This window comes from Pseudonocardia lacus (assembly GCF_018531445.1).
In the GTDB taxonomy this organism is placed as follows: Bacteria; Actinomycetota; Actinomycetes; order Mycobacteriales; family Pseudonocardiaceae; genus Pseudonocardia; species Pseudonocardia lacus.
The window spans coordinates 1-23178 of sequence record NZ_JAHDTH010000131.1 but is presented as its reverse complement, the minus strand read 5'-3'; the positions used below and the strand labels follow the sequence as shown (position 1 = coordinate 23178).

The window sequence follows — 23178 nt, the reverse complement described above, 5'->3', positions numbered from 1 at the left end:
GCGGGCCCGCGGGCTCGCGCAGCCCCAGCGGGCCGGGCGCCAGGTCCTCCGGCCCCCGGTAGCCGGCCCAGTCGAGCGGCCCCACCCGGGCGGGCACCACCGGCAGCAGGACCTCGTGGCCCAGCGCCGCCAGCGCGTCGAGCAGGTCGACCGACCCGGGCTCGGTGCCCATCGGCAGGTACGCGCACACCGGCCCGCCGGTCGTCGCGGCCAGGGCCACCGCCGCGCGGCCCAGCGCCCGCGCCCGTTCGGTTCGCACGGCGGGCGGGAGCGCCCGCCGTGCGGCGGTCAGCCGTCTGCGCAGGACGTCCTTCCGCGCCGCCGTCGCGGGATCGGAGGACCCGTCTGCGCGTGCCGTCACGCAGGCACGCTACCGGCGCCGATAGGCTCGCCCACCATGAACGAGCCCGCCATCGAACCGTCGGGGGAGGTCCGATGAACCCCGCACCGCCGTTCCGCTCCGCCGTGGTTCCGGCCGCCGGCCTGGGTACGCGCTTCCTGCCGACCACCAAGACGGTCCCCAAGGAGCTGCTGCCGGTCATCGACACGCCCGGGATCGAGATCGTCGCCGCGGAGGCCGCCGAAGCAGGCGCCGAGCAGCTGCTGATCGTGACCTCGCCGGGCAAGGACGCCGTCGCCGCGCACTTCGCCGACTCCTCCGAGCTGGAGAAGGAGCTGCAGGAGCGCGGCAAGGGCAAGCTGGTCGAGAAGGTCCGCCGGGCCCACGAGCTGATCAGCGTGCGCACCGTCACCCAGTTCGAGGCCAAGGGCCTCGGGCACGCGGTGGGCTGCGCCCGCGAGGCCGTCGACCCGGCCGACGGGGCGTTCGCCGTGCTGCTGCCCGACGACATCGTCCTGCCCACCGGCGTCCTGTCGAAGATGGCCGAGGTCCGCGCGGAGAAGGGCGGCAGCGTGCTGTGCGCCTTCGACATCCCGCGCGAGGAGATCTCCGCCTACGGCGTCTTCGACGTCACCGACACCGACGACGAGGACGTCAAGCGCGTGCACGGCATGGTGGAGAAGCCGCCGGCCGACCAGGCCCCGTCCACGTTCGCCGCCGCCGGCCGCTACCTGCTCGACGTCGCGATCTTCGACGCGCTCGACCGGATCACCCCCGGCTCCGGCGGGGAGCTGCAGCTCACCGACGCCGTCGCGCTGCTGATCGAGGAGGGTCACCCCGTTCACGTGGTCGTGCACCGCGGCGGCCGCCACGACCTCGGCAACCCCGCCGGCTACGTGCGTGCCTTCGTCGACTACGCGCTGAAGGACCCCGAGCTCGGGCCCGACCTGCGGGACTGGCTGGCCGCCCGGCTGAACGGCTGACACGACCGTGCGGTCGGTGGACGAGCAGCTGGAGCGGGTGCTGGCCGCCGCGGTCCGGCCCGCCCCCGTGCGGGTCGCGATCTCGGAGGCGCACGGCCTGCGGTGCGCCGAGGAGGTGGTCACGGCGCGCCCGCTCCCCGGGTTCGACCAGGCCGCCATCGACGGCTACGCCGTGCGCAGCGTCGACCTCGCCGGGGCCAGCGAGGCCGACCCGGTCGTGCTGCCCGTCGTCGGGGAGATCCCGGCCGGCTCGCGCCAGCCGCTGCGGCTGCAGCCGGGCCAGGCGGTGCGGGTGGTGTGCGGCGCGCCGCTGCCGACCCTCGCCGACGCCGTGGTGCCGGGGGCGTTCACCGACGGGGGCGCCGCGCGGCTGCGGGTGCGCCGGGGCGTGCCCTCGGCGGCGTTCGTCCGCCGGATCGGCGAGGACGTCCAGCCCGGCGACGTCGCCGTCCGGCGCGACGCGGTGATCGGCGCCCCGCACGTGGCGCTGCTGGCCGCGGCCGGGCGCGACAAGGTGCTCGTCCACCCCCGCCCGCGGGTGTCGGTGATCTCGGTCGGCGACGAGCTCGTCGACCTGGCCCGCACCCCCGGCGCCGGCCAGATCGCCGACGTCTGCTCCCACGCCCTGACCGCCGCCGCCCGCGAGGCGGGGGCGGAGACGGCGCGGGCGAGCCTGGTCCGCGGCGACGCGCGCGACGTCGGCGCGGCGATGCAGGACCGGCTGCCGTTCAGCGATGTCATCGTGGTGTGCGGGGCGGTCGGCGGGAGCGCGGGCGCCGAGGTCCGGGCCGCGCTGGCCGGGCTGGGCGAGCTGGACACCACCCGCGTCGCCATGCACCCCGGCTCCAGCCAGGGCTTCGGCCGGCTCGGACCGGACGGGGTGCCCACCTTCCTGTTCCCGTCCACCCCGGCCACCGCGCTGCTGCTGTTCGAGGTGCTGGTGCGGCCGCTGCTGCGCACCGCGCTCGGCCGTCCCGACCCGTACCGGCGCACCATCAGCGCCCGGCTCACCTCGCCGGTCAGCTCGGTGCCGGGCCGGCGCGGCTACCTGCGCGGCCGGCTGCTGCGCGACCAGGTCACCCGCGAGTACCTGGTGCAGCCGATCGGCACCTCGGGGACGCACCTGCTGTCGACGCTGACCGACGCGAACGGCATCATCGTGGTGCCCGAGCCGGTCACCGAAGCCACCGTGGACGAACCCGTGGACGTCGTCTTCCTCCCCGCCCCCTCCTGAGCTGTGGTCTCGACGTACCCCCAGGTCGAAGGGCGGCACCCGGGATGGCCGGCCCGCCTTGGCCCGCTGCGCGTGCGGGCGGGCGAGGTCGCGCTGCGGCCGGTGCGGCTGCGCGACGGCTCGGCCTGGTCGCAGGTGCGCATCCGCGACGAGCGGCACCTGGCCCCGTGGGAGCCGACCATGCCGGGCACCTGGGAGCAGCGCCACGCGGCCGGCGAGTGGCCCCCGCGCTGGTTCCAGCTGCGCGGGGCCGCCCGCCGCGGGTTCGCGCTGCCGTTCGCGGTGACGCTCGACGACCGGTTCGTCGGGCACGTGATGGTCGGCAACGTGGTGCGCGAGCCGCTGCTGTCGGCCTACGTCGGCTACTGGGTGGACGCGGCCGTCGCGAACGGCGGCGTGATCACCGCCGCGGTCGCCATGGTGGTCGACCACTGCTTCGGCCCGGTCGGCCTGCACCGGCTCGAGGCGACGGTCCGCCCGGAGAACGCGCCCAGCCTGCGCGTGCTGGCCAAGCTCGGCTTCCGCCAGGAGGGCGTGTTCGAGCGCTACCTCGACGTCGACGGGGGCTGGCGCGATCACCAGGTCTTCGCGCTCACCGCGGAGGAACCCGGCCCGCACGGGGTGGTGGGTCGTCTGATCGCCGACGGTAGGGCCGAACGGGTGCAGTAACACTTCACAGCAGTCCCACGAGTCACAGCCGCCACAACCGGACCGGCGGTCGAACTCGTGAGTGAACATCGTCGGCGACGGCGCGTCGCTGCCTGGCCCGCCCCGTTCCCCTCACTACCGTTGCAGTCCGGACGCGATCTTGGCTCGGGGGAGCCGGGATCGTGGCCCGCTGTGCCGTGGGGGAGGAGGCAGCCGTGCCCAGCTCGATGATCTTCCTGGGGCTGGTCGTGGTCTGGTTGCTCATCCTCGTCCCCGCGGTCGCGCGACACCGGCAGGAGGTGGCGAGGCCGACCTCGGCCGCGCTCTCCGGGCGGGTGCTCGACCGGCCCCGTCACGGGCGCGACCGGGACCGCGGTCGGGACGCCCGCGCGCCGGTCGGGGCACGCGATCAGGAGGTGGACGTGACCGAGCACGACGAGGAGCAGCGGTCCGTGGCCGTGGCCGACGACGAGCGGCCGCCGCCGGCAGAGGACGAGCGGGCCTGGGAGCGCCCGCCGTCGAAGTTCCGCCGCGGCCGGGGCGGGTTCGACCCGGAGGCCGCGGCGCTGGCCGCCAAGGCGCGCTACGCGTTCCGCCAGCGCGTCGTGCTGGTGATGCTGGTGCTGGCCGTGGCCACCGCACTGGTCGCCGCACTGGCCGCCACGTGGGTGTGGTGGCTGCACGGCGGTGTCGACGCGGCGCTCGTCGGCTACCTGGCCTACCTGCGCCGGCAGGTGCGGCTGGAGGAGTCCATCCGACGCCGACGCGCAGCCCGCATGGCCGGCACCCGCCGCACGTCCGCCGCCGACGACCCGGACCTCGACGAGTGGGCCCGCCGCGGCCGCACGGTCTCCGGCGGCGCCGGCCGCGAGACGGTCGCCGACGCCGTCCGCCGCGCGGCCGGCGCCGAGGCGGCCGATCGGCACGACACCGACCCGCCCGACGGCTACGACGACGCCTACGACCACGACGCCTACGACGACGACCGCTACGACGACGACCGCTACGACGACGAGGACGGCTACGACGAGGCCGACGACGCACCGGCCGACGCCCGCGCCGACGACGAGCCCGACGAGCTGGCCAGGGAAGAGCCGGAGCGCGTCTCCGGCACGGGCGCCCCGCTCTGGCGGGGGCCGGGCCCCGGCCTGGAGATGATGGAGGTCGAGTCCGCGCTGCCGCGCCGGGAGCCGGTCCCCACCCCGCCCCTGCCCGCGGGCACGGCGCTGGTCGACGGCGACCTCGACGACCCCGATCTGCACGACCTGGACGAGAGCCCGCACCGCCCCGACTACCGCCGTGCGGCAGGCGAATGAGGGGCTGATAAAGTTCCACCACCCGCCGGGGACGGCGGGATCCGGGGCTGTGGCGCAGTTGGTAGCGCGACTCGTTCGCATCGAGTAGGTCAGGGGTTCGATTCCCCTCAGCTCCACCCCACACCGAAGGCGTGTCCGTCCAACGGGCACGCCTTCGTCGTTCCCGGGCCCACCGCCGGCCAGCGCCGCGTAGGCGCCGCCGGAGGGCTGGAGCCGGGTCGCCACCCATGCCGCGGCGCAGCGCCAGGTGGGTTCGCGCAGCGCGCCGGCGGGCTGCGACGACACACCGAGCGCTGCGAGGAGCGCGGAACAGCCTGCCGGAGCCACATCGCTACCGATTGTGTCGGTCAGCGGGGCCCGGCGGCGTCCGCAGCCACGCCTCCAACGCGTCGAGGTCCTGCACCGTCAACCCGAGGTGGGCGTCGACCCGGAGCAGGAGCGCCGGTGCCGCGTGCCGGTCCCGCACCCATTCCCGGTCGGCCTCGGTGATCTCGTCGTCGACCCAGGCGAACGCCCGCCCGGCGGCCAGGTCGACGATCGCACGCGTCTTCCAGTGCAGGCCGAAGTAGTCGTCCTCGACGGTGGGCTCCAGCGGTTCGAGGACCGGGAGCGGCGCGAGTCCCAGAACCGGGGCGAGGACGTCGTTCGCCTGCTCCATCCAGGTCGTCGCCCACACCAGCTCCCCGGGCAGCCGGGCCAGGCGCGGTCCGTGCCGCGGGTCGATCCGCGGCACGAGGGAGTCGGAGCCGGCCGGGTCGGTGATGGTGGCCCCGAAGGGCAGCAGCGTGCCGTCGATGTCGAGGAAGACCAGGGCCACGCGCCGACGGTAGCGATCCGCGTCAGGCGGCCACCGGGACCGGCCGGCGGGCGCCGCGCCCGTGCCGGATCACCCACTCCGCCACCGCCAGGTTGATCACCCACCCGAGGCCGAGCAACAGGGCCCGCTCGACCCCGACGGGCGTGACCTCGAAGAGCAGGGCGTGGGGCAGGTGGACGAGGGCCTGGGTGCCGGCGCCCGCGCCGATCGCGTAGCCGCGGATCATCCAGGCCCGGTGCGCGGTGATGTCGCGGCGCCGCGCCGCCAGCACGCCCAGCACGATCGCGGCGGCCATCGCGGCGCCGAACACCAGGCGCAGCACGACCAGCAGGCCCTCGTCGCCGGGCGGGACCGGGTAGGCCACGGTCATCCAGATCCCGGACAGTGCCGCGGCCAGCCCGCACGGCACCAGCACGTACCGCCCGGCCGCGCGGTGCCAGCCGGGGCGGCGCCGGCGGAACCGGGGAGCGAACTGGAACGCGCCGAGCACGCAGTAGACCGTCGCGCCGACGACGTGCACGACGATCGGGACGGGGGAGTCGGTGAACCGGGCGTCCGCGGCGCTCGCTGCCGCGGCGCCGGTCAGCACGCCCATCCGCAGGGCGCCGCCGAGCACCGGGATCGCGCTGAGCAGGATCAGGCCGGTCGGCACGAGCCATCCGGGTCGGGCGGGAGCGGTCACGGGGGGTCCCTTCGGCTGCGCGGCACGTCCGATGGTGCTGGTCGGGGCGCCGCACCGGATCCGGGCCCGTCCCCGACCGCCATCGGGGACGTCCCGGAGCCGCTCACGCGGGGATGGCCGTCGCGGTGCCGGTCACGCTCACCCGGGGGTCGTCGGGATCGACGGCGACCAGCAGCTCGCTCGGCCGGCCCATGTCCTCGCCCTGGTGCACGGTGATCCGGGTCGGCCGCTCGACCCGGCCGATGGCCCGCAGGTAGCCGCCGAACGCGGCGGCCGCGGCCCCGGTGGCCGGGTCCTCGACGACGCCGCCCACCGGGAACGGGTCGCGCGCGTGCACGGTGTGGTCGTCGCGCGGCCAGAACAGCTGCACGGTCGTCCACCCGCGCTCGCGCATCAGGTCGCCCAGCGCGGTGAAGTCGTAGTCCAGGTCGGCGAGGCGCTCCCGCGTGCGCGCCGCGAGCACGAGGTGCTCGACGCCGCCGAAGGCCACGTGCGCGGGCCAGTCCGGGTGCAGGTCGTCGGCCGACCACCCGAGCGCGGCCAGCGCCCGCGCGACCTCGTCGTCGTCCGCCGGGCGCGACCGGGTGGGCGCGCTGAGCAGGCTCGCCCGCACGGCGTCGGGCTTGCTGGTGGCGACGGGGATGGTGCCGGCGGCGGTCTCGAACACCAGGTCGCCGACGCCGTCCCGCTCGGCCAGCGCGACGGCTGCGGCGATCGTCGCGTGGCCGCAGAAGTCGACCTCGACGAGCGGGCTGAAGTAGCGCACCCGGTAGCGGCGCTCGGCGGCGTCGAGCGGCACGAGGAAGGCGGTCTCGGAGTAGCCCACGTCGGCGGCGATCCGCTGCATCGCGGCCTCGTCGAGGGCGGCGGCGTCGAGCACGACGCCGGCCGGGTTGCCGCCGGCGGGATCGTGGGTGAACGCGGCGTAGCGCAGGACCTCGGTCATGCCACCAGCGTGCCGGTCGGCGGGCATCGAGTCCAACGATGAATCCTGCTCGGTCCCATCGGGTTTCGCGATAGCGTGCGGCCGTGGACACGCGCCTGCTGCGGACGTTCCTGGTGCTCGCCCGCACCGGCAGCTTCACCGCGACCGCCGCCGAGCTGCACCTCGTCCAGTCCACCGTCACCGGGCACGTCCAGGCGCTGGAGCGCAGGCTGGGGACGCGGCTGTTCGACCGGCTGCCCGGCGGCACCCGGCTGACCGACGCGGGCCGCCGCGTCGCCGGTCCCGCGCGCGACCTGCTCGACGTCCAGCAACGGCTGCTCGACGCCGCCGGCTCGGGCACCGCGCTCGACGGCGACGTGACCGTGGGCGCCACCGAGTCGGTGTGCGCCTACCGCCTGCCCCCGGTGATCGCGGCGCTGGCCGCGCGCGAGCCGGGCGTGCGGGTGCACCTGGCGCCGGTCGGCACCGCGGCGGCGCTGTCGGCGCTGTCCGGCCCGGACAGCCGGCTCGACATCGCCCTCGTCCTCGACGACGACCTGCCCCCGGACCCGCCGGCGCGCCGGATCGGTCGCGAACCGATCGAGGTGGTCGGGGCCGCCGGGCACCCCGCGACCGACGGGCCCCGGTCGTGGGCGCAGCTGGCCGGGCAGCCCTGGTTCCTGCTGGAGGAGGGCTGCTCCTACACCGACCGGTTCGTGCGCGAGCTCACCGCCGGGTCGTCCGTGCGGGCGCGGATCACCCGGTTCGGCAGCATCGAGGCGGTGCGCTCGTGCGTGGCGGCCGGCCTCGGGCTGGCCGTCCTGCCGCGGGTCGCGGTCGCGGCCGGGCTGACCGACGGCTCGCTGCGCGCGGTGGCCGCCCCACCCCGGCCGGACGTGCCCCTGCACCTGCTCACCGACCAGCGGCGCTGGCCGTCGCCGGCCGTCACAGCGGTCGCGTCGGCGATCACAGCGGCCGCGGCGGACTGGTAGCCGATCGGCGGGGCGAGGGCGCGGAATCCGTTCGCCGGGAGTCGAAAGCGCCGAAAATCGTTGGTGGTCGCCACTAGCGTCGAACCGGGACAGGTGCGCCCAGCGCATCGGGGGAAAGAAGACGGAGCAGATGACGACCACACAGAAGTCCTCGACCGGCGCTCACCTCACGAACGGAAAGCCGCTCCTGGACGAGGTGAACCGCCGGCTGCTCGACCTGCTCACCACCGACCCGCGCGCCTCCGTGCCCGAGCTCGCCAGGGCGGTCGGGATGTCCGCGCCCGCGGTCCGCGAGCGGGTCAACCGACTGCACGACTCGGGCGTCATCCGCGGCTACCGGCTCGACGTCGACCCGGCCGCCGTCGGCCTGCCGGTGACGGCGTGGGTGCGCATCCGCCCCGGTCCGCGCCAGCTGGCCCGGATCGCCGAGCTGGCCCAGCGGACCCCGCAGGTGAGCGAGTGCCACCGGATCTCCGGGGAGGACTGCTTCCTGCTGAAGGTCCACATCCCGTCGGTCGCCGATCTGGAGGACATCCTCGACGCCTTCCAGCTGTTCGGCCAGACCACGAGCTCGTTCGTGGTCGCCACCCCGGTCGAGCCCCGCCCGGCGCGCTCCGGTTGATCACCGGTGGATCACCACCCGACCGCCACGACGTCTGGCGGGGCATCCGGTTGCCCGCTCTGACCAGTTGTTATGCAGCCGAAAGAAAGGTGCACTGCACGTAACGAGAAAACGTCTGGTGCGAGAATTCGGTGTGCGTCGCATCGCGGCGCGGTCATCGCCGACCGGGGGGACACGCCATGAGGCTCCGCACCACACTCGCCGCGCTGGGCGTCGCGGCCGTCGCGGCGCTGCTGCCGTCCGGTGTGGCCGCGGCCGACACGACGCTGCCGCAGTCCTGCCCGGACTTCGCCAGCCGCAGCGAGGCGCAGGCCGCGCTCGACGCGCACATCGCCGACGCCGACCGCGTCGACCCCGACCACGACGGCTTCGCCTGCCAGGCCCGGCTCGGCGAGCCCGCCACGTCCGGCGACCGGGCCACCGGTGACGGCGGGGGCGCCGCGATCATCGCGTTCGTCATCGGCGGGCTCGCCGTCGGCGGGCTCGGCGCCAGCACGATGGCCCAGCGCGGTCGCCGCACCGCGCACTGACCCGGGCTCCCGCGGCGTGCTCGTCGAGGAGGTCGTCCGCCTCTACCGGGCCCTCGACGAGCGCGGCGCCGCCGTCCGGGTCGACGGCGGCTGGTGCGTCGACGCGCTGCTGGGCCGGCAGTCCCGCCCGCACGCCGACCTCGACCTCGCCGTCGACCGGGCGGACGAGCCCGTCCTGCTCGCCGTGCTGGGGGAGCACGGCTACCGCCGCACGGGCCGCGACGGGTCGGCGGCCAACTACGTCCTGGCCGACGACCGCGGCGGCCGGGTCGACGTCCACGTGTACGCGTTCGACGCTTCCGGGGCGCTCTCGTTCGGCATCGCCTACCCGCCGGAGTCGCTGACCGGCACGGGCGTGCTGGCCGGGCAGGCGGTGCGCTGCATCGCGCCGGAGTGGATGCTGCGGTTCAAGACCGCCTACCCGCCGGCCGCGAAGGACCTCGCCGACGTGCGCGCCCTCTGCGCGGCGTTCGGGTACGCCGTCCCCGACACCCACCGCGCGCCCGGGCCGCGCTGAGCAGGACTCCACGGACGGAAGATCGACTCGTGTCGGGCCGATCGTGGGCATCCGGCCAGCGGGAGAGCGGGGGCGGTGAACGAGTCGTGCGGTCCTCGACGGGGAGTCGGATCTGTCCGGTGTGGCCGGTTTCGACCGGTGGCCGTTCCCCGTCCGCCGTTCACCGCCTCCCGGCGGCCTCCGTGGAACTCGTGTGAACCAGCGGTGGGGAGTCCGCGTGTCGTCGGTTGTCGGGCTGAGGAGCACCGGCTCACGATCCCCACCGAAGGAGTTCTCGATGACTGTGCGACGTCTGATCGGTGCCGCTTCAGCGGTCGGCGCGCTGACCGCCGCCTCGCTGCTGGGCTTCACCGGCCTGGCCTCCGCTCAGGACGACGACGGTGGGAAGAAGGAGTGGTTCACCCTCAGCGCCTCGGGCAGCGGCGACGAGGAGGTGCCCGAGGGCTCCGGCGAGGAGGACACCGACCTGACCGCGAGCATCTCGCTCACCGAGGACGGCGACATGACCTACACGGTCACGGTCACCGGCAACTCGGAGACGATCAGCGCGGCCCACATCCACAAGGGCAAGAAGGGCGAGAACGGTGACGTCGTCATCGAACTCGACGCCGAGGCCGTCGACGAGGGCAAGGCCGCCGAGGTCGAGGTCGAGCCCGACCTGGCCAAGCGGATCATCGACAACCCCGAGGGCTGGTACATCAACACCCACTCCGAGAGCTTCCAGCCGCCGTCGGGCGTCGCCCGGGCCCAGCTGAAGTCCGCGGAGAAGGAGGAGAAGCCCGACATCATCGACACCGGCAACGGCGGCCAGTTCGCCGCGGCGCAGTCCGGCCCCGGCGCGGGTGCCGTGACCGGGGGCGTGCTGCTGATCGCCTCCGCCGCCGGTGGCGCCATCGCCTTCCGCCGCCGCACCGGCGACGACAACGCCTGATGGGCGTTCGGTTCGCCGGCCGCGCGGCCGCTTCGGGGCTGCTCCTGGCGCTCGTCCTGACGGCGTGTGGGACGCCGGGCGGGACCGCCGGGGCACCCCTCCCGGCTGGGTCGGCGCCGGCGGGGCAGGCAGCGCCCGCCCCGTCCGCGCCGACCCAGCCGGAACCCGGTGACGACGGCCCGGCCAACGTCACCCCGGCGTCGGTCGAGATCGCCGGGGCGGGCCCCGCGGAGGTGGGGCTGGTCAACGTGGCCGACGACGGTGCGCTGAACATCCCCAAGGACATCGACACGCTGGGCTGGTGGGTCGGCAGCAAGCCGATGGGCGCCGACAAGGGCACCACCCTCATCGCCGGCCACGTCGACTCGGCCGCGGCCGGGCTCGGGTACTTCGCCAGGCTCACCGAGCTCAAGAAGGGCGACCCGATCACCGTGGTCGACGGCCTCGGCGAGAAGTGGCAGTTCGAGGTCAGCGAGACCAAGCAGACCGTGAAGTCCGCGCTGCCGGAGGACGTGTTCGACACCAAGGGCGAGCGCAAGCTCGTGCTGATCACCTGCGGTGGCGAGTTCGACGAGGCCAAGCGCAGCTACGTCGACAACTACATCGTCTACGCCACACCCGCCGCTGCCTGACGCCCCCTGAGCCCGGTGCCCGCCCGCGGGCGGGCACCGGCCAGGATGCGCGCATGTCGAGACTGCGCAGCGCCGTGATCCTGATGGCGCTGGCCCTGCTCGCGGTGGGCCTGGGCGGGCTCTCCGTGATGGACCCCTTCCACCTGCGCCACGCCCGCTGGTACACGTCCGGGGCCGTGCTGGTCGCCATCGTGCTGGTCACGGTCGCGTTCGCGGTGGTCGCCAGGCGGGGTCTGCTGCGCGGGCTGGTCGCGGTCGTCGGGGGCGTCGCGGTGGTCGGCTGGATCGCGCTGGTGTGGCTGGCCTCGCAGCTGGTCAGCGAGAGCGTCCCGATCTCGGAGTCCGACTCCGAGGGTCGGCAACTGGTGGTGCTGGAGGGCCGGGCCACCATCGACCCGGCCTACGCCGTGGTGGTGCGCGCGGGCAGCGGCCCCTTCGCCCAGGAGAGCATGGTCTACCAGGGCCTCGAAGAGGGCCCGGTGCCGACGGCGCGGTTCGTCGACGCCGACACCGTCGAGGTCACGACGCCGCCCGGCTGCACCTACCGCTCGGAGGTCGAGGCCGGCACCCTCGAAGTCACGCCGGTCCACCGCCCGTTCCGGCTCGACACCTGCTGAGCGGGTCAGGGCAGCGGGTCGTCGAGCGGGACCTCGGCCTGGGCGATGCCGGCCCGCCCGACCTGCCCGGTGTCGCCGGGCTGCAGCACGGCCATGACGAAGCGGGCCGGCCCGTCGCCCTCACCCGTGTAGCGGTGCGGGGCGTGCGCCTGGAAGACCACCGTGTCGCCGGGGCCCAGCCGCTGCGCGGTGCGGCCGATGCGCAGCCCCAGCCGGCCGGTCAGCACCGACAGCACCTTGCGGGTGCCCATGGGGTGGGCCTCCCCGTCGAACGAGTCGCCCGGCTGCAGCGACCAGTCCCACAGCTCGACCGCATCCGGCGGGTCGGTGCCGATCCGGAAGATCGCGCTGCTGCCGGCCGGGCTGCTCCACAGCCGCGGCGCGTCGCCGTCGCGGCGCAGCAGCACCTGCGGACGCGCGTCGCCGTCGACCAGCGAATCCACCCCGACCCGCAGCGCGGCGGCCAGCCCGCACAGGGTGGCGATGCTGGGGTTCGCGCGGGCCGCCTCGATCTGGACGACCGTGTCCCGGCTGACGCCCGCGGTCGCGGCGAGCGCTTCGACCGTCATCCGGTGCTGCCGGCGCAGGGCGCGGACGTTGCGGCCGACCGCAGCGGCCACGTCCTGCTGCGACTGCATGCCGCCATCTTGCCCCAGCGCGGGCCGGGCCGACCCGCGACGTGGGTCCGACGCCGAGATCCGCCCGGTGATCAGCCGCGCCAGGACGGCAGCCAGAGCTGGGCGTTCCACATCTCCGGGGTGATCGGGTCGCCGTTGAGGATCGGCCACAGCCAGACGAAGTTGGCCACCACGGCGCCCACCCACAGCCCGACGACCAGCAGCCCGGTCCGGCGGCGCTCGTCGGAGGCGCCGGCGCGGCCGAGCACCTCGCCCATCACCAGCACCGTCGCCAGCACCAGGAACGGGGCCACCGGGGCCATGTAGAAGTAGTACATCTGGCGCTCGTAGGCGATGAACCACGGCACGACCCCGGCCCCGTAGGCCACCAGGACCGCCCCGTAGCGCCAGTCGAAGCGGGTGGCCAGCCGCCACAGGGCCAGCGCCAGCACCACCAGCGCGGGCCACCACAGCGCCGGCGTGCCGACCAGCATCACCGCGCTCACGCAATCCGACCGGCCCGCGCCGCAGCCGCCGATGTCGCCCGCGTAGTGGTAGAGCATCGGGCGCAGGCCCATCGGCCAGCTCCACGGCTTGGACTCCCACGGGTGCGGGCCGGTGGTCGAGGCGGCGGTGGTCAGCGAGGCGTGGAACTCCAGGACCTTGCCGTGGTAGTACCACAGCGAGCGCAGCGCGTCGGGCAGGAACGACCACGGGCCGTCGGTGCCGATCTTCGTGCCGACGGCGAACCGGTCGATCGCGGTCTCGCTGCGGAACCACGCCCAGTACGACGCCACGTACGTCAGCACCGGCACCAGGGCCAGGGCCCACAGGCCGGGGCCCAGGTCGCGCAGCAGGCCGGCGCGCCACGGTCGCGCCACCCCTGCGGCGCGCCGGGCCCGCACGTCCCAGAAGACCAGCAGCACGCCGAACGCGGCGACCCACCACGCCGTCGACCACTTCACCGCGCAGCCCAGCCCGAGCAGCACCCCGGTGGCCAGCCGCCACCAGCGCACGCCCAGCCACGGCCCGTACGGCGAGGCCGCGATCCGGTCGCCGGCCACGGCCGCGGCCAGCCGGGCGCGGACGTCGGCCCGGTCGCGAACCAGCGCGGCGAACGCGGCCAGCACGAACGTCGCGGCGAACGCGTCGAGCATGCCCACGCGCGACTGCACGTGCGAGAGGCCGTCGCAGATCAGCAGGACCCCGGCCACCCCACCGAGCAGGGTCGACCCGGTGAGCCTGCGGGCGACCCGCACCACCAGCACGACGGCGACGACCCCGAACAGCGCGGCCGCCGCCCGCCAGCCCACCGGGTCGTAGCCGAACACCAGCTCGCCCAGCGCGATGAGCTGCTTGCCCAGCGGCGGGTGCACCACCAGCTCGTAGCCTGCGTTGTCCTCGACCCCGCCGTTGCGCAGGATCTGCCAGGCCTGCGGCACGTAGTGCTTCTCGTCGAAGATCGGGGTGCCGCGGTCGGTGGGCTGCCCCAGGCCGGGGAACCGGACCAGTGTCGCCACCAGCGCCAGCGCGGCCGTGACCAGCCACCCGCGCAACCGGTCCTGCGGGGGCGGTGGGCCCAGCCGCGCCAGGGGGTCGGTGGGCCGCGAGCGCCGCGGCGGGCCTCCACCCAACGGCTCGCTGCCCCACGGCGGGTCGTCCGCGGCCGGGCGCGCCGGCGGCCCCGCGGGGTCGACGGTGCGGAGGGCCACGCGCCCGATCGTAGGCTGCCGCGTGTGCCCCCCGAGTCAGCGGACAGTCCCGGTTCCCCGAACGAGGCCGGTGCCGGCGGCGCCCCCGGCCGGCTGGTGCTGGCCGCGACCCCGCTGGGCCAGGCCCGCGACGCCTCGGCCCGGCTCGTCGAGGCCATCGCCGAGGCCGACGTCATCGCCGCCGAGGACACCCGCAGGCTGCGCTCGCTGGCCGCGGCGCTCGGCGTCGCGGTCACCGGGCGGGTCGTGAGCCACTACGACGCCGTCGAGGCGGCACGGCTGCCCGGGCTGCTCGACGACGTGCGCGCCGGGCGGACCGTGCTCGTCGTGACCGACGCCGGGATGCCCGCGGTCTCCGACCCCGGCTACCGGGTCGTCGCCGCAGCGGCGGCGGCCGGGCTGCCGGTGACCTGCCTGCCCGGGCCGTCGGCGGTGACCACCGCGCTGGTGCTCTCCGGCCTGCCCAGCGAGCGGTTCTGCTTCGAGGGCTTCGCCCCGCGCCGCGACGGCGAGCGGCGGCGCTGGCTGGAGCCGCTGCGCACCGAGGCGCGCGCGGTCGTGTTCTTCGAGTCGCCGCACCGGCTCGCCGCCACGCTGGCCGTCGCGGTCGAGGTGCTCGGCGCCGACCGGCCGGCCGCGGTGTGCCGGGAGCTGACCAAGACCTACGAGGAGGTGCGCCGCGGGTCCCTCGCCGAACTGGCGGCCTGGGCCGAGGAGGGCCCGGTGCGCGGGGAGATCACGGTGGTGCTGGGCGGCGCCGAGCCGAGCGCGGCCCCGAGCATCGAGAGCCTGGTCGACGCCGTGCACGAGCGCGTCGCCGACGGTGAGCGGCTCAAGGACGCGGTCAGCGCGGTGGCCGTCGCGGCCGGCGTCCCCAAGCGGGAGCTCTACAACGCCGCCCTCGCCCGCCCCTGACCGTCGAGAACGACGTCACCGCTGGTGTGGACCGGTCCAACCGACCGCAACGTCGTTCTCGACGGGGTCAGGAGCCGGCGGACGGCGCGGCGGCCTGGCGCCGGGCCGGGATCCGGGTGCGCGCCCAGCGGGCGACGGGCTCGACCACCCGCGCCGCCACCGGGCCCAGCACCGCCATCAGCAGCACGTACGCCGTGGCCAGCGCGGCCAGTTCGGGCGGGATGCCCGGGAAGGTGACGGCCAGCCCGGCGATGACGATCGAGAACTCGCCGCGGGCCACCAGCGCCGCCCCGGCCCGCGCCCGCCCCAGCGGCCCGATCCCCACCTGCCGGGCCGCGAACCACCCGGTGCCCACCTTCGTCAGGGTGGTGACCAGGGCCAGCACGACCGCCCAGCCCAGCACCGGCGGGATCGCGCTCGGGTCGGTGTTGAGCCCGAACACCACGAAGAAGACCGCGGCGAACAGGTCGCGCAGCGGCTCCAGCAGCTTCGTCGCGTTCTCCGCTGTCGACCCGCTGATCGCGATGCCCAGCAGGAACGCCCCGACCGCGGCCGAGACCTGCATGGCCGAGGCGAACCCGGCCACCAGCAGCGCCAGCCCCAGAACCTTGAGCAGGAACACCTCGCGGTCGGGGGAGTCGACGACCTTCGAGACGAGGTGCCCGTAGCGCAGCGCGACCAGCAGCACGACGGCCAGCACGGCCAGCGACACGGCGACCGCGGTGAGCCCCCCGGCGAGCCCGACGCCGACCAGCACCGCGGTCAGGATCGGCAGGTAGAGGGCCATGACCAGGTCCTCGAACACCAGGATCGACAGCACCACCGGGGTCTCCCGGTTGCCCAGCCGGCCCAGGTCGGACAGGACCTTGGCGACGATGCCGGACGAGGAGATGTAGGTGACCCCGGCCATCACGAACGCCCCGACCGGGCCCCAGCCCAGGATCAGCGCCACGATCGCGCCGGGCGCCCCGTTGAGCACGATGTCGAGCAGACCGGCCGCCCACGACCGCTTCAACCCGGTGACCAGCTCGGACGCCGAGTACTCCAGGCCCAGCAGGAGCAGCAGCAGGACGACGCCGACCTCGCCGGCGATCGCGGTGAAGCCCTCGATGCCGCTGAGCGGGATCACCCCGCCGGTGCCGAAGAAGACACCCCCGATCAGGTAGAGCGGGATCGGGGAGAGGCCGATCCGCCCGGCCAGCCGGCCCAGCAGGCCGAGGGCGAAGAACACGGCCCCCAGCTCGATGAGTTCCAGCGCGGTGTGCTCCACGCCCGATCAGCCCCGCTTGAGGATCTTGACGGCGTTGTCGAGCCCCTCCGTCGTGCCGACGGTGACCATGAGGTCGCCCGCGGTCAGGGTGAAGTCCGGGGTGGGGCTGGGGTGCACCTGGCCGGCCCGCATGACGGCGACGACGGAGACGCCGGTTCGGGTGCGCAGTGCGGTGTCGCCCAGGGTGCGGCCGTCGAACGGCGCCCCGACCGGGATCTGGCGGGTGTGGATGCCCGGCAGGTCCTGGTGCTCGGCGTTGAGCTGCGCGACCAGCTGCGGCGCGCCGAGCAGGTTGGACAGCGCCGCGGCCTCGTCGACGGACAGGGGCAGCTCGGCCAGGCAGGCGTCCGGATCGTCGGACTTCGAGATGATCAGCTCGATCTTCCCGTCGCGGTGGGTGATGACGCCGATACGGCGGCCGCCACGCAGCGCGAAATCCTTCTTGACCCCGATCCCGGGCAGCGGGGTGACCTCCACGTTCACGTTGGACACGGTAGACGAGCCGGTCGGCGTGCGGGGCACGCCGGTCGACGGCCGCGGCTGGTTGCCGGAGCGGGCAACGCCTAGCCTCCTCCCGTGAGCGATGGGCTGGACGGACGTGCGCGGCTGCGCCTGGAGGAGCTGCGCCAGCGCCTGGACGGGGCTGCCGAGCAGATCGCAGTGGCCCGCCCGGACGCGGCCGAGGACATCCGGGCGGGGTTCGGTGAGCTGCGGCACAGGCTGGAGCGGGTGCACGAGTTCTGCGACGAGGTCGACGAGCACACCTGGGCGGCCTACACGACCGGCCTCGACCGCAGCCTCGCCGAGCTGGCCACCGCCGTCGCCGACGGGCCGGCGGTCGACGACGTCGTGTACGCCCGCACCGGCCGGCTCGAGGTCGACGGCTGGGTCCTGCGCCTGGACCTCGCCGGGCGCGACGCCCCCGTCGAGGGCCGCGAGCTGGTCGCCGGCGCCGCCCGAGAGCTCGACGACTACCAGGCCGCCGTCGGCGCGGGGGAGGCGCCGTCGCGGGCCGGCGTCGAACGCGCCCTCAACGAGCTGCGCGGCGCCGCCGAGTAGCGGGCCGCCGCGCACACGCGGACGAGAGCGGCTCTCGTCCAGCCAGATCGGACGAGAACCGCTCTCGCGCGACCCGACCAGCCGTCGGATGCGGAGCTCCGCATGGGCGGGCGACAGGCCGAACGGAGAACGACCCCGCCTACGCCGGGTAGGGCGACTCGGCGCGCGCCCTGCGCAACGCCCCGGCCCACCACGCCAGCTGGTCGAGCAGGGCCTTCGCGGTCCCGGCGGCCTCCGGATCGGTCGGCTGGCCGTCCGCCCAGTTGAGGTAGTACTGCGGGAACGCCAGGCCGCTCTGCACGGTCACGGCGTGCAGCTCGGTCAGGACGTTCTCCAGGTGCAGCACCGCGTGCCGGCCGCCGGCCGCGCCGCCGTAGCTGACGAAGGCGACCGGCTTGGCCGTCCACTGGTCGAAGTGCCAGTCGATCGCGGCCTTCAGCGAGGCCGGGTAGCTGTGGTTGTACTCCGGGGTGACCAGGACGAACGCGTCCGCGGCCGCGAGCCGGGTGGTCAGCGCGGCCATGCCGGGCGGGCGCGGGTAGTCCGCGCCGGCCAACTTCGGCGGCGCCGCCGGCAGGGCCAGCGGCAGCTCGACGTCGGCCAGGTCCACGACCTCGACGTCGAACCCGCCGTGGGCGCCGGCCCGCTCGGCGAACCAGGCGGCCACCGTCGGCCCGAACCGCCCTTCCCGCACGCTGCCGACCACGATCACGAGCTTGCTGGTGTCGTTCACGCCGTCCACGTTCGGGCGGACGGGCCGCGGCAACCAGACCGCGGCGGGGGTGGTCCCCGCGGGGCCACCCCCGCCGTCGCGGCCCGCTCGGACGGCCCGCGGTGGCGGCGGGGAACCCGGTGGCGGCCGGGGCCTACGCTGATCGCATGAGTTCGTCCGTCCTGACCGCCGTGGCCTGGCCCTACGCCAACGGCCCCCGGCACATCGGCCACGTCTCCGGCTTCGGCGTGCCCTCCGACGTCTTCTCCCGCTACCGGCGCATGGCGGGCGACCGGGTCCTCATGGTCAGCGGCACCGACGAGCACGGCACCCCGATCCTGGTGCAGGCCGACAACGAGGGGCTCACCCCGCGGCAGACCGCGGACAAGTACAACCGGGTGATCGTCGAGGACCTGCACGGCCTCGGGCTGGGCTACGACCTGTTCACCCGCACCACCACCTCGAACCACTACGAGGTCACCCAGCAGCTGTTCCTGGCGCTGCACAAGAACGGCTACGTCGTGCCGCGCACCCAGATGGGCGCGATCAGCCCGTCGACCGGGCGCACCCTGCCCGACCGCTACGTCGAGGGCACCTGCCCGATCTGCGGCTACGAGGCCGCCCGCGGCGACCAGTGCGACAACTGCGGCAACCAGCTCGACCCGGCCGACCTGCTCAACCCCCGGTCGAAGATCAACGGGGAGAAGCCGGAGTTCGTCGAGACCGAGCACTTCTTCCTCGACCTGCCCGCGTTCGCCGAGTCGCTGGGGTCGTGGCTGTCCAAGCGCACCGACTGGCGCCCCAACGTGCTGCGTTTCGCGACCAACCTGGTCGACGACCTGAAGCCGCGCGCGATCACCCGCGACCTCGACTGGGGCGTCCCGGTGCCCCTGGACGGCTGGCGCGACCAGCCGATGAAGCGGCTCTACGTGTGGTTCGACGCGGTCATCGGCTACCTGTCGGCGTCGGTGGAGTGGGCCCGGCGCGGCCCCGACCCGGACGCCTGGAAGCAGTGGTGGACCGACCCGGACGCCAAGGGCTACTACTTCATGGGCAAGGACAACATCGTCTTCCACTCCGTCATCTGGCCGGCCCTGCTGCTCGGCCAGAACGGGGCGGGCGACCACGGCGGCTCGCCGGGCGCGTTCGGCACCCTGAACCTGCCCAGCGAGATCGTCTCGTCGGAGTTCCTGACCATGAGCGGGTCGAAGTTCTCGACCAGCCGCGGCACGGTCATCTACGTCACCGACTTCCTGCGCGAGTTCGGCCCCGACGCCCTGCGCTACTTCATCGCCACGGCCGGCCCGGAGAACCAGGACACCGACTTCACCTGGGACGAGTTCGTCCGGCGCACCAACTTCGAGCTGGCCAACGAGTGGGGCAACCTGGTCAACCGGTCCATCTCGATGGCGCACAAGAACGTCGGGTCGATCCCGAAGCCGACCGCCCCCGCCGAGGCCGACGCCGACCTGCTCGCCACCTCCCGGGCCGCGTTCGACACCGTGGGCGGGCTGCTCGCGCGCAGCAAGTTCAAGCAGGCGGTCGGCGAGGCCATGCGGGTGGTCACCGCGGCCAACCGCTACCTGTCCGACCAGGAGCCCTGGAAGCGCAAGGACGACCCGGACCGCCGCGACACCATCCTGCACACCGCGCTGCAGGTCGTGCAGGACGCGAACACGCTGCTCACCCCGTTCCTGCCGCACGCGGCCCAGCAGGTCCACGAGGCCATGGGCGGCAGCGGGGTGTGGGCGGCCCAGCCGGAGGTCCGCGAGGTCGACGACCTCGGCGACGGCCCCGCCTACCCGGTCCTGACCGGCGACTACGCCGGCGAGCGGGCGACGTGGGCGTCGACGCCGGTGGAGATCGGCCGACCGCTGGCCAAGCCCACGCCGATCTTCACCAAGCTCGACCCGGCGCTCGGCGAGACGGGCCCCGAGTGGGCCCCCATCCAGCACCCGGACCAGCCCTGACCGTGCCGCTCGCCCCGCTCGCCCCACCGCCCCCGCCCTCACCCCCCGCCGCCGCCCACCCCGGTCTCGCGGTTCAGGAAAGCCACGTTCAGGAACCCTGCGGGCAGCATCGTGGCTTTCCTGAACTCCGCTCTGCCGAACGGCGGGGTGGGCGGCGGTGAGCGGGCGGGGGGAGCGGCCGCCGGCTCCGGAGCCGCTCGGCGCGGCCACCGTGGACGCGCACACGCACCTGGACGCGTGCGGGTGCGAGACGGCCGCCGACGTGGTGGCGGCGATGGACCGGGCCGAGGCGGTGGGGGTGGCGCGGGCCGTGACGGTCGCCGACGACCTGCCCTCGGCGCGGTGGGTCGTCCAGGCGGCGCACTGGGACGCGCGGGTGAGCGCGGCCGTCGCCCTGCACCCGACCCGCACCGCCGAGCTCACCGACGACGACTACGCCGAGATCGAGCGCCTCGCCGCCGACCCGCGCGTGGTCGCGGTGGGGGAGACCGGGCTGGACTACTACTGGGACTACTCGCCCGCCGAGCGCCAGCAGCCCGCCTTCCGCTGGCACATCGACCTGGCCAAGCGCCTCGGCAAGCCGCTGATGATCCACGACCGGGACGCGCACGACGACGTCCTGCGCATCCTGCGCGAGGAGGGCCCACCGGAGACGGTGGTTTTCCACTGCTTCTCCGGCGACGCGGCCATGGCCCGCGAGTGCGTCGACGCCGGTTACGTCCTGTCGTTCGCCGGGCCGGTCACGTTCCGCAACGCCCGGTCGCTGCGGGAGGCGGCGGTACTGGTCCCCGAGGACCGGCTCCTCGTGGAGACCGACGCGCCGTTCCTCACCCCGCACCCGCACCGCGGCAGGGCCAACGAGCCGTACTGCCTCCCGTGGACGGTCCGCGGCCTGGCCGACCTGCGCGGCGTCGACGACGAGCGGTTGGCGTCGAGCGCCGGGCGCAACGCCGAGCGGGTGTTTCGGCTCGACGAGCTGACGCAACCTCGATCTTCGGTGGCGCCCGGCCCCTGAGGTGCTCGTTCGGCGTAGCAGCGGGGCCGTTCGGCGCTCACACGGCGTTGCGGCTCGGCGATGGTGCTCACTCCCCGTTACGGTTCTGTGATCGCGAAAGCCGGGGTGGGGTAACGCTCCCCAGCACGGCGGTCACGGTGGTCCGGGGCGCTCCCCGCACGAACCAACGCCCTCGGGCCACCGTGACCGTCTGAATTCCTCCCCTGCCCGGACCGACGGACGTCTGGATTCCAGTGGTCGACGTTTCTGCTCGCGCGCGACGTCATGCCGCGCGCGTCCAGATCGAGCAGGCGGCCCGGTCCGCCGGCGCCGACACCCCGGACGACTCCGCCTCCTGGTTCGACGGCTCCCCCGCTCCCGCGGTCGAGGCCACCTCGTCCGGCCTGTTCGACACCTCGTCCGCAGCGCTGAACGGCCCCACCGGCCGATTCGGAACGGCGCCCGCCGCCGAGCCCGTCACCGAGACCGAGCTCGAACCGCCGACCGGTCCCGTCGCCGTCGTCGACCCCGGCGCCCACCCGACGGGCGCCTACCGCGCCCCACCGGCGACCGGGCAGGCCACCGGGACGTTCGCCACCGGCACCCACCGCGCGCCCACCGCGAACGCCCGGCCCACCGGCGCGTTCCCCACCGGCGCCCACCGGGCCCCGACCGGCGGCCAGGCCACCGGCACCTTCGCCGCCGGACCGGCGACCGGCATCCACCGCACCCCGCTCGCCGCGAGCCCGGCCGACGCCGACACCAACCGGTTCGCCGCCGTCGAGCCGGCGTCCGCCCGCACCGGCACCGCCCTCGCCGAGCGCCCCGCCCCCACCACGGGCGGCCGGCGCCGCGCCCCCGAGCCCGCGCGCACGTCGTCGGGCGGGCTGGCCCGCGCCGCGGTCCTGACCGTCCTGGTCGCCCTGCTGGGCGGCGGTGCCACCGCCGTGGCGATGGACAAGACCGTCACGCTGATCGTCGACGGCAGCGAGCGCACCCTGCACACGTTCGCCTCCGACGTCGGCACCGCGCTGGCCTCGGCCGGCATGGTGCCCACCCCGCAGGACCGCATCTCGCCCGCGCCCGCCACCGACCTGGTCGACGGCGACGAGATCATCGTCGAGCGCGCCCGCCCGCTCACCCTCGTCGAGGGCATGTCCGAGCGCCAGGTGTGGACCACCGCCGACTCGGTCGACGAGGCCCTGCGCGGCCTCGGCGTCGAGGTCAAGCCCCTGCAGATGTCGGCCGACCCCGGCTCGATCATCCCGCTCGCCGGCATGTCGCTGGAGCTGCGCATCCCGCGCTCGGTCACCCTCGCCGACGGCACCGCCGCGCCCGCCCCGCTCACCACCACCGCCGGCACCGTCGGTGGCCTGCTCGCCGAGAGCGGCATCGAACTCGGCCCCGACGACGTCTCCGTCCCCTCCGGCGACACCCCACTCGTCGACGGCACCGCGGTCCAGGTCGTGCGCAACGGCATCGGCGAGGTCGTCGTGACCCGCGAGATCCCGGCCCCCGAGCAGATCATCGAGGACCCGGAGATGCCCCGCGGCGAGAAGGAGGTCGTCGAGGACGGCAAGCCGGGCGAGCAGACCGCGGTCATGCGCGTCCACGTGCAGAACGGCCAGGAGGTCCGGCGCGAGCAGATCCGCGCCGGCGGCACCACGGCCCCCGAGCCGCGGGTCATCCGGGTCGGCACCAAGGAGCCGACCGCCGAGGAGGAGGCCGCCATCGCCGACGGCACCGCCCCCGCCGTGGCCAACAAGGAGACCTGGGAGCGGCTGGTGCAGTGCGAGGCCACCGGCAACTGGGCGATCAACACCGGCAACGGCTACTACGGCGGCCTGCAGTTTGACGCCCGGACGTGGAAGGCCTACGGCGGCGACGCCTACGCGCCCCTACCCCACCAGGCGAGCCCCGAGGAGCAGATGGCGGTGGCCGACAAGGTCGTCGACGACCGCGGCGGCTTCGGCGCCTGGCCCGCCTGCGCCCGCAAGCTGGGCCTGCCCCGCTAGTTGTACTGACCGGACAGGTTGGTCAACCTGGTGATGGGCGGGACCCGTCCGATGGCGGTGTGGGGTCTGTGATGGTTGTACTCGTGGATCCAGCCCGGTAGGGCCTTTCGTCGCTGCGACTCGCTGGT

General features: G+C 74.9%; 26 protein-coding genes and 1 tRNA gene. 17 read left to right on the top strand and 10 right to left on the bottom strand.

Translation table 11 applies throughout. The features are described from left to right. On the bottom strand, nucleotides 1-361 hold a 361-nt coding region (locus KIK08_RS24910; RefSeq protein ID WP_308257864.1), incomplete at its 3' end, for a 5-formyltetrahydrofolate cyclo-ligase. 74 nt (nucleotides 362-435) lie between these two features. Between KIK08_RS24910 and KIK08_RS24905 the strand changes: the two genes are divergently transcribed. The 5 genes from KIK08_RS24905 (at nucleotide 436) to KIK08_RS24885 (ending at nucleotide 4637) form a co-directional block, all read left to right on the top strand. Continuing rightward, complete coding sequence (locus KIK08_RS24905; RefSeq protein WP_214405671.1) at nucleotides 436-1323, top strand: UTP--glucose-1-phosphate uridylyltransferase; 888 nt, start codon at nucleotides 436-438, stop codon at nucleotides 1321-1323. Between the two features lie 7 nt (nucleotides 1324-1330). Then, nucleotides 1331-2557: a molybdotransferase-like divisome protein Glp gene (gene glp, locus KIK08_RS24900; protein ID WP_214405670.1), complete on the top strand. Its 1227-nt coding sequence runs from the start codon at nucleotides 1331-1333 to the stop codon at nucleotides 2555-2557. A 3-nt stretch (nucleotides 2558-2560) separates the two neighbouring features. After that, nucleotides 2561-3226, top strand: coding sequence for a GNAT family N-acetyltransferase (locus tag KIK08_RS24895; protein WP_214405669.1), 666 nt, complete (start codon nucleotides 2561-2563; stop codon nucleotides 3224-3226). 194 nt (nucleotides 3227-3420) lie between these two features. Beyond that, nucleotides 3421-4521 carry a SepX/GlpR family protein gene (locus KIK08_RS24890; protein ID WP_214405668.1) on the top strand — a complete coding sequence of 367 codons (1101 nt, stop codon included), beginning with the start codon at nucleotides 3421-3423 and terminating at the stop codon, nucleotides 4519-4521. A 43-nt stretch (nucleotides 4522-4564) separates the two neighbouring features. Beyond that, nucleotides 4565-4637, top strand: a tRNA-Ala gene (locus KIK08_RS24885). A 215-nt stretch (nucleotides 4638-4852) separates the two neighbouring features. On the opposite strand, the gene KIK08_RS24880 is transcribed toward KIK08_RS24885, so the two are convergent. The 3 genes from KIK08_RS24880 to KIK08_RS24870 form a co-directional block, all read right to left on the bottom strand. Then, entirely contained in the window at nucleotides 4853-5338 is a 486-nt protein-coding gene (locus KIK08_RS24880; protein WP_214405667.1) for an HAD domain-containing protein, read from the bottom strand. 22 nt (nucleotides 5339-5360) lie between these two features. Then, nucleotides 5361-6020, bottom strand: coding sequence for a DUF2306 domain-containing protein (locus tag KIK08_RS24875; protein WP_308257863.1), 660 nt, complete (start codon nucleotides 6018-6020; stop codon nucleotides 5361-5363). Nucleotides 6021-6123: 103 nt separating this feature from the next. Beyond that, entirely contained in the window at nucleotides 6124-6966 is an 843-nt protein-coding gene (locus KIK08_RS24870; RefSeq protein WP_214405666.1) for a PhzF family phenazine biosynthesis isomerase, read from the bottom strand. Nucleotides 6967-7049: 83 nt separating this feature from the next. On the opposite strand from KIK08_RS24870, the gene KIK08_RS24865 reads away from it, so the two are divergent. The 7 genes from KIK08_RS24865 (at nucleotide 7050) to KIK08_RS24835 (ending at nucleotide 11786) form a co-directional block, all read left to right on the top strand. Further along, nucleotides 7050-7937 carry a LysR family transcriptional regulator gene (locus KIK08_RS24865; RefSeq protein ID WP_214405665.1) on the top strand — a complete coding sequence of 296 codons (888 nt, stop codon included), beginning with the start codon at nucleotides 7050-7052 and terminating at the stop codon, nucleotides 7935-7937. Nucleotides 7938-8067: 130 nt separating this feature from the next. Beyond that, nucleotides 8068-8559: an Lrp/AsnC family transcriptional regulator gene (locus tag KIK08_RS24860; protein ID WP_214405664.1), complete on the top strand. Its 492-nt coding sequence runs from the start codon at nucleotides 8068-8070 to the stop codon at nucleotides 8557-8559. 179 nt (nucleotides 8560-8738) lie between these two features. After that, complete coding sequence (locus tag KIK08_RS24855) at nucleotides 8739-9089, top strand: hypothetical protein (protein ID WP_214405663.1); 351 nt, start codon at nucleotides 8739-8741, stop codon at nucleotides 9087-9089. 16 nt (nucleotides 9090-9105) lie between these two features. Next, nucleotides 9106-9606 (top strand): nucleotidyltransferase domain-containing protein, encoded by a 501-nt coding sequence (locus KIK08_RS24850; protein ID WP_214405662.1) that lies wholly within the window; start codon nucleotides 9106-9108, stop codon nucleotides 9604-9606. 277 nt (nucleotides 9607-9883) lie between these two features. Further along, entirely contained in the window at nucleotides 9884-10537 is a 654-nt protein-coding gene (locus KIK08_RS24845) for a CHRD domain-containing protein (protein WP_214405661.1), read from the top strand. Continuing rightward, nucleotides 10537-11169, top strand: a complete 633-nt coding sequence (locus KIK08_RS24840) for a class F sortase (RefSeq protein ID WP_214405660.1) — start codon at nucleotides 10537-10539, stop codon at nucleotides 11167-11169. The genes KIK08_RS24845 and KIK08_RS24840 overlap by 1 nt, the downstream gene beginning before the upstream one ends. A gap of 53 nt (nucleotides 11170-11222) precedes the next feature. Next, on the top strand, nucleotides 11223-11786 hold the full coding sequence (locus KIK08_RS24835; protein ID WP_214405659.1) for a hypothetical protein: 564 nt from the start codon (nucleotides 11223-11225) through the stop codon (nucleotides 11784-11786). Between the two features lie 5 nt (nucleotides 11787-11791). Here the strand turns inward: KIK08_RS24835 and KIK08_RS24830 are convergent, their stop codons facing one another. Together KIK08_RS24830 and KIK08_RS24825 are read right to left on the bottom strand one after the other, a co-directional pair. Next, nucleotides 11792-12424: a helix-turn-helix domain-containing protein gene (locus KIK08_RS24830; protein ID WP_214405658.1), complete on the bottom strand. Its 633-nt coding sequence runs from the start codon at nucleotides 12422-12424 to the stop codon at nucleotides 11792-11794. A gap of 71 nt (nucleotides 12425-12495) precedes the next feature. Then, complete coding sequence (locus tag KIK08_RS24825; protein ID WP_408004719.1) at nucleotides 12496-14115, bottom strand: dolichyl-phosphate-mannose--protein mannosyltransferase; 1620 nt, start codon at nucleotides 14113-14115, stop codon at nucleotides 12496-12498. Nucleotides 14116-14208: 93 nt separating this feature from the next. Here KIK08_RS24825 and rsmI point away from each other — a divergent pair, with 93 nt between their 5' ends. Continuing rightward, on the top strand, nucleotides 14209-15030 hold the full coding sequence (rsmI, locus tag KIK08_RS24820; protein WP_250557757.1) for a 16S rRNA (cytidine(1402)-2'-O)-methyltransferase: 822 nt from the start codon (nucleotides 14209-14211) through the stop codon (nucleotides 15028-15030). 67 nt (nucleotides 15031-15097) lie between these two features. Here rsmI and KIK08_RS24815 read toward each other — a convergent pair whose 3' ends face one another. Then, nucleotides 15098-16300 carry a cation:proton antiporter gene (locus KIK08_RS24815; protein WP_214405656.1) on the bottom strand — a complete coding sequence of 401 codons (1203 nt, stop codon included), beginning with the start codon at nucleotides 16298-16300 and terminating at the stop codon, nucleotides 15098-15100. Nucleotides 16301-16306: 6 nt separating this feature from the next. Continuing rightward, nucleotides 16307-16783, bottom strand: a complete 477-nt coding sequence (locus tag KIK08_RS24810) for a cation:proton antiporter regulatory subunit (protein ID WP_214405655.1) — start codon at nucleotides 16781-16783, stop codon at nucleotides 16307-16309. A 93-nt stretch (nucleotides 16784-16876) separates the two neighbouring features. Between KIK08_RS24810 and KIK08_RS24805 the strand changes: the two genes are divergently transcribed. After that, nucleotides 16877-17359, top strand: coding sequence for a hypothetical protein (locus KIK08_RS24805; protein ID WP_214405654.1), 483 nt, complete (start codon nucleotides 16877-16879; stop codon nucleotides 17357-17359). 139 nt (nucleotides 17360-17498) lie between these two features. On the opposite strand, the gene KIK08_RS24800 is transcribed toward KIK08_RS24805, so the two are convergent. After that, a complete protein-coding gene (locus KIK08_RS24800) occupies nucleotides 17499-18092 on the bottom strand; it encodes an NADPH-dependent FMN reductase (RefSeq protein ID WP_214405653.1) in 594 nt (197 codons plus the stop codon). 146 nt (nucleotides 18093-18238) lie between these two features. On the opposite strand from KIK08_RS24800, the gene metG reads away from it, so the two are divergent. The 3 genes from metG (at nucleotide 18239) to KIK08_RS41895 (ending at nucleotide 23050) form a co-directional block, all read left to right on the top strand. Further along, nucleotides 18239-20041, top strand: a complete 1803-nt coding sequence (metG, locus tag KIK08_RS24795; RefSeq protein ID WP_214405652.1) for a methionine--tRNA ligase — start codon at nucleotides 18239-18241, stop codon at nucleotides 20039-20041. Between the two features lie 157 nt (nucleotides 20042-20198). After that, a complete protein-coding gene (locus KIK08_RS24790) occupies nucleotides 20199-21056 on the top strand; it encodes a TatD family hydrolase (RefSeq protein ID WP_214405651.1) in 858 nt (285 codons plus the stop codon). Nucleotides 21057-21289: 233 nt separating this feature from the next. Continuing rightward, a complete protein-coding gene (locus KIK08_RS41895; protein WP_214405650.1) occupies nucleotides 21290-23050 on the top strand; it encodes a resuscitation-promoting factor in 1761 nt (586 codons plus the stop codon). On the opposite strand, the gene KIK08_RS24780 is transcribed toward KIK08_RS41895, so the two are convergent. After that, on the bottom strand, nucleotides 23047-23178 hold a 132-nt coding region (locus KIK08_RS24780; RefSeq protein ID WP_214405672.1), incomplete at its 5' end, for an integrase core domain-containing protein. The two genes, KIK08_RS41895 and KIK08_RS24780, sit on opposite strands and share 4 nt — an antisense overlap.

Bases quoted from the DNA above. Each gene is read 5' to 3' on its own strand.
- KIK08_RS24870 (WP_214405666.1), bottom strand. From the start codon at position 6,966: ATGACCGAGGTCCTGCGCTACGCCGCGTTCACCCACGATCCCGCCGGC.
- KIK08_RS24855 (WP_214405663.1), top strand. From the start codon at position 8,739: ATGAGGCTCCGCACCACACTCGCCGCGCTGGGCGTCGCGGCCGTCGCG.
- KIK08_RS24840 (WP_214405660.1), top strand. From the start codon at position 10,537: ATGGGCGTTCGGTTCGCCGGCCGCGCGGCCGCTTCGGGGCTGCTCCTG.
- KIK08_RS24860 (WP_214405664.1), top strand. From the start codon at position 8,068: ATGACGACCACACAGAAGTCCTCGACCGGCGCTCACCTCACGAACGGA.
- KIK08_RS24905 (WP_214405671.1), top strand. From the start codon at position 436: ATGAACCCCGCACCGCCGTTCCGCTCCGCCGTGGTTCCGGCCGCCGGC.
- KIK08_RS24835 (WP_214405659.1), top strand. From the start codon at position 11,223: ATGTCGAGACTGCGCAGCGCCGTGATCCTGATGGCGCTGGCCCTGCTC.
- metG (WP_214405652.1), top strand. From the start codon at position 18,239: ATGAGTTCGTCCGTCCTGACCGCCGTGGCCTGGCCCTACGCCAACGGC.
- KIK08_RS24830 (WP_214405658.1), bottom strand. From the start codon at position 12,424: ATGCAGTCGCAGCAGGACGTGGCCGCTGCGGTCGGCCGCAACGTCCGC.
- KIK08_RS24845 (WP_214405661.1), top strand. From the start codon at position 9,884: ATGACTGTGCGACGTCTGATCGGTGCCGCTTCAGCGGTCGGCGCGCTG.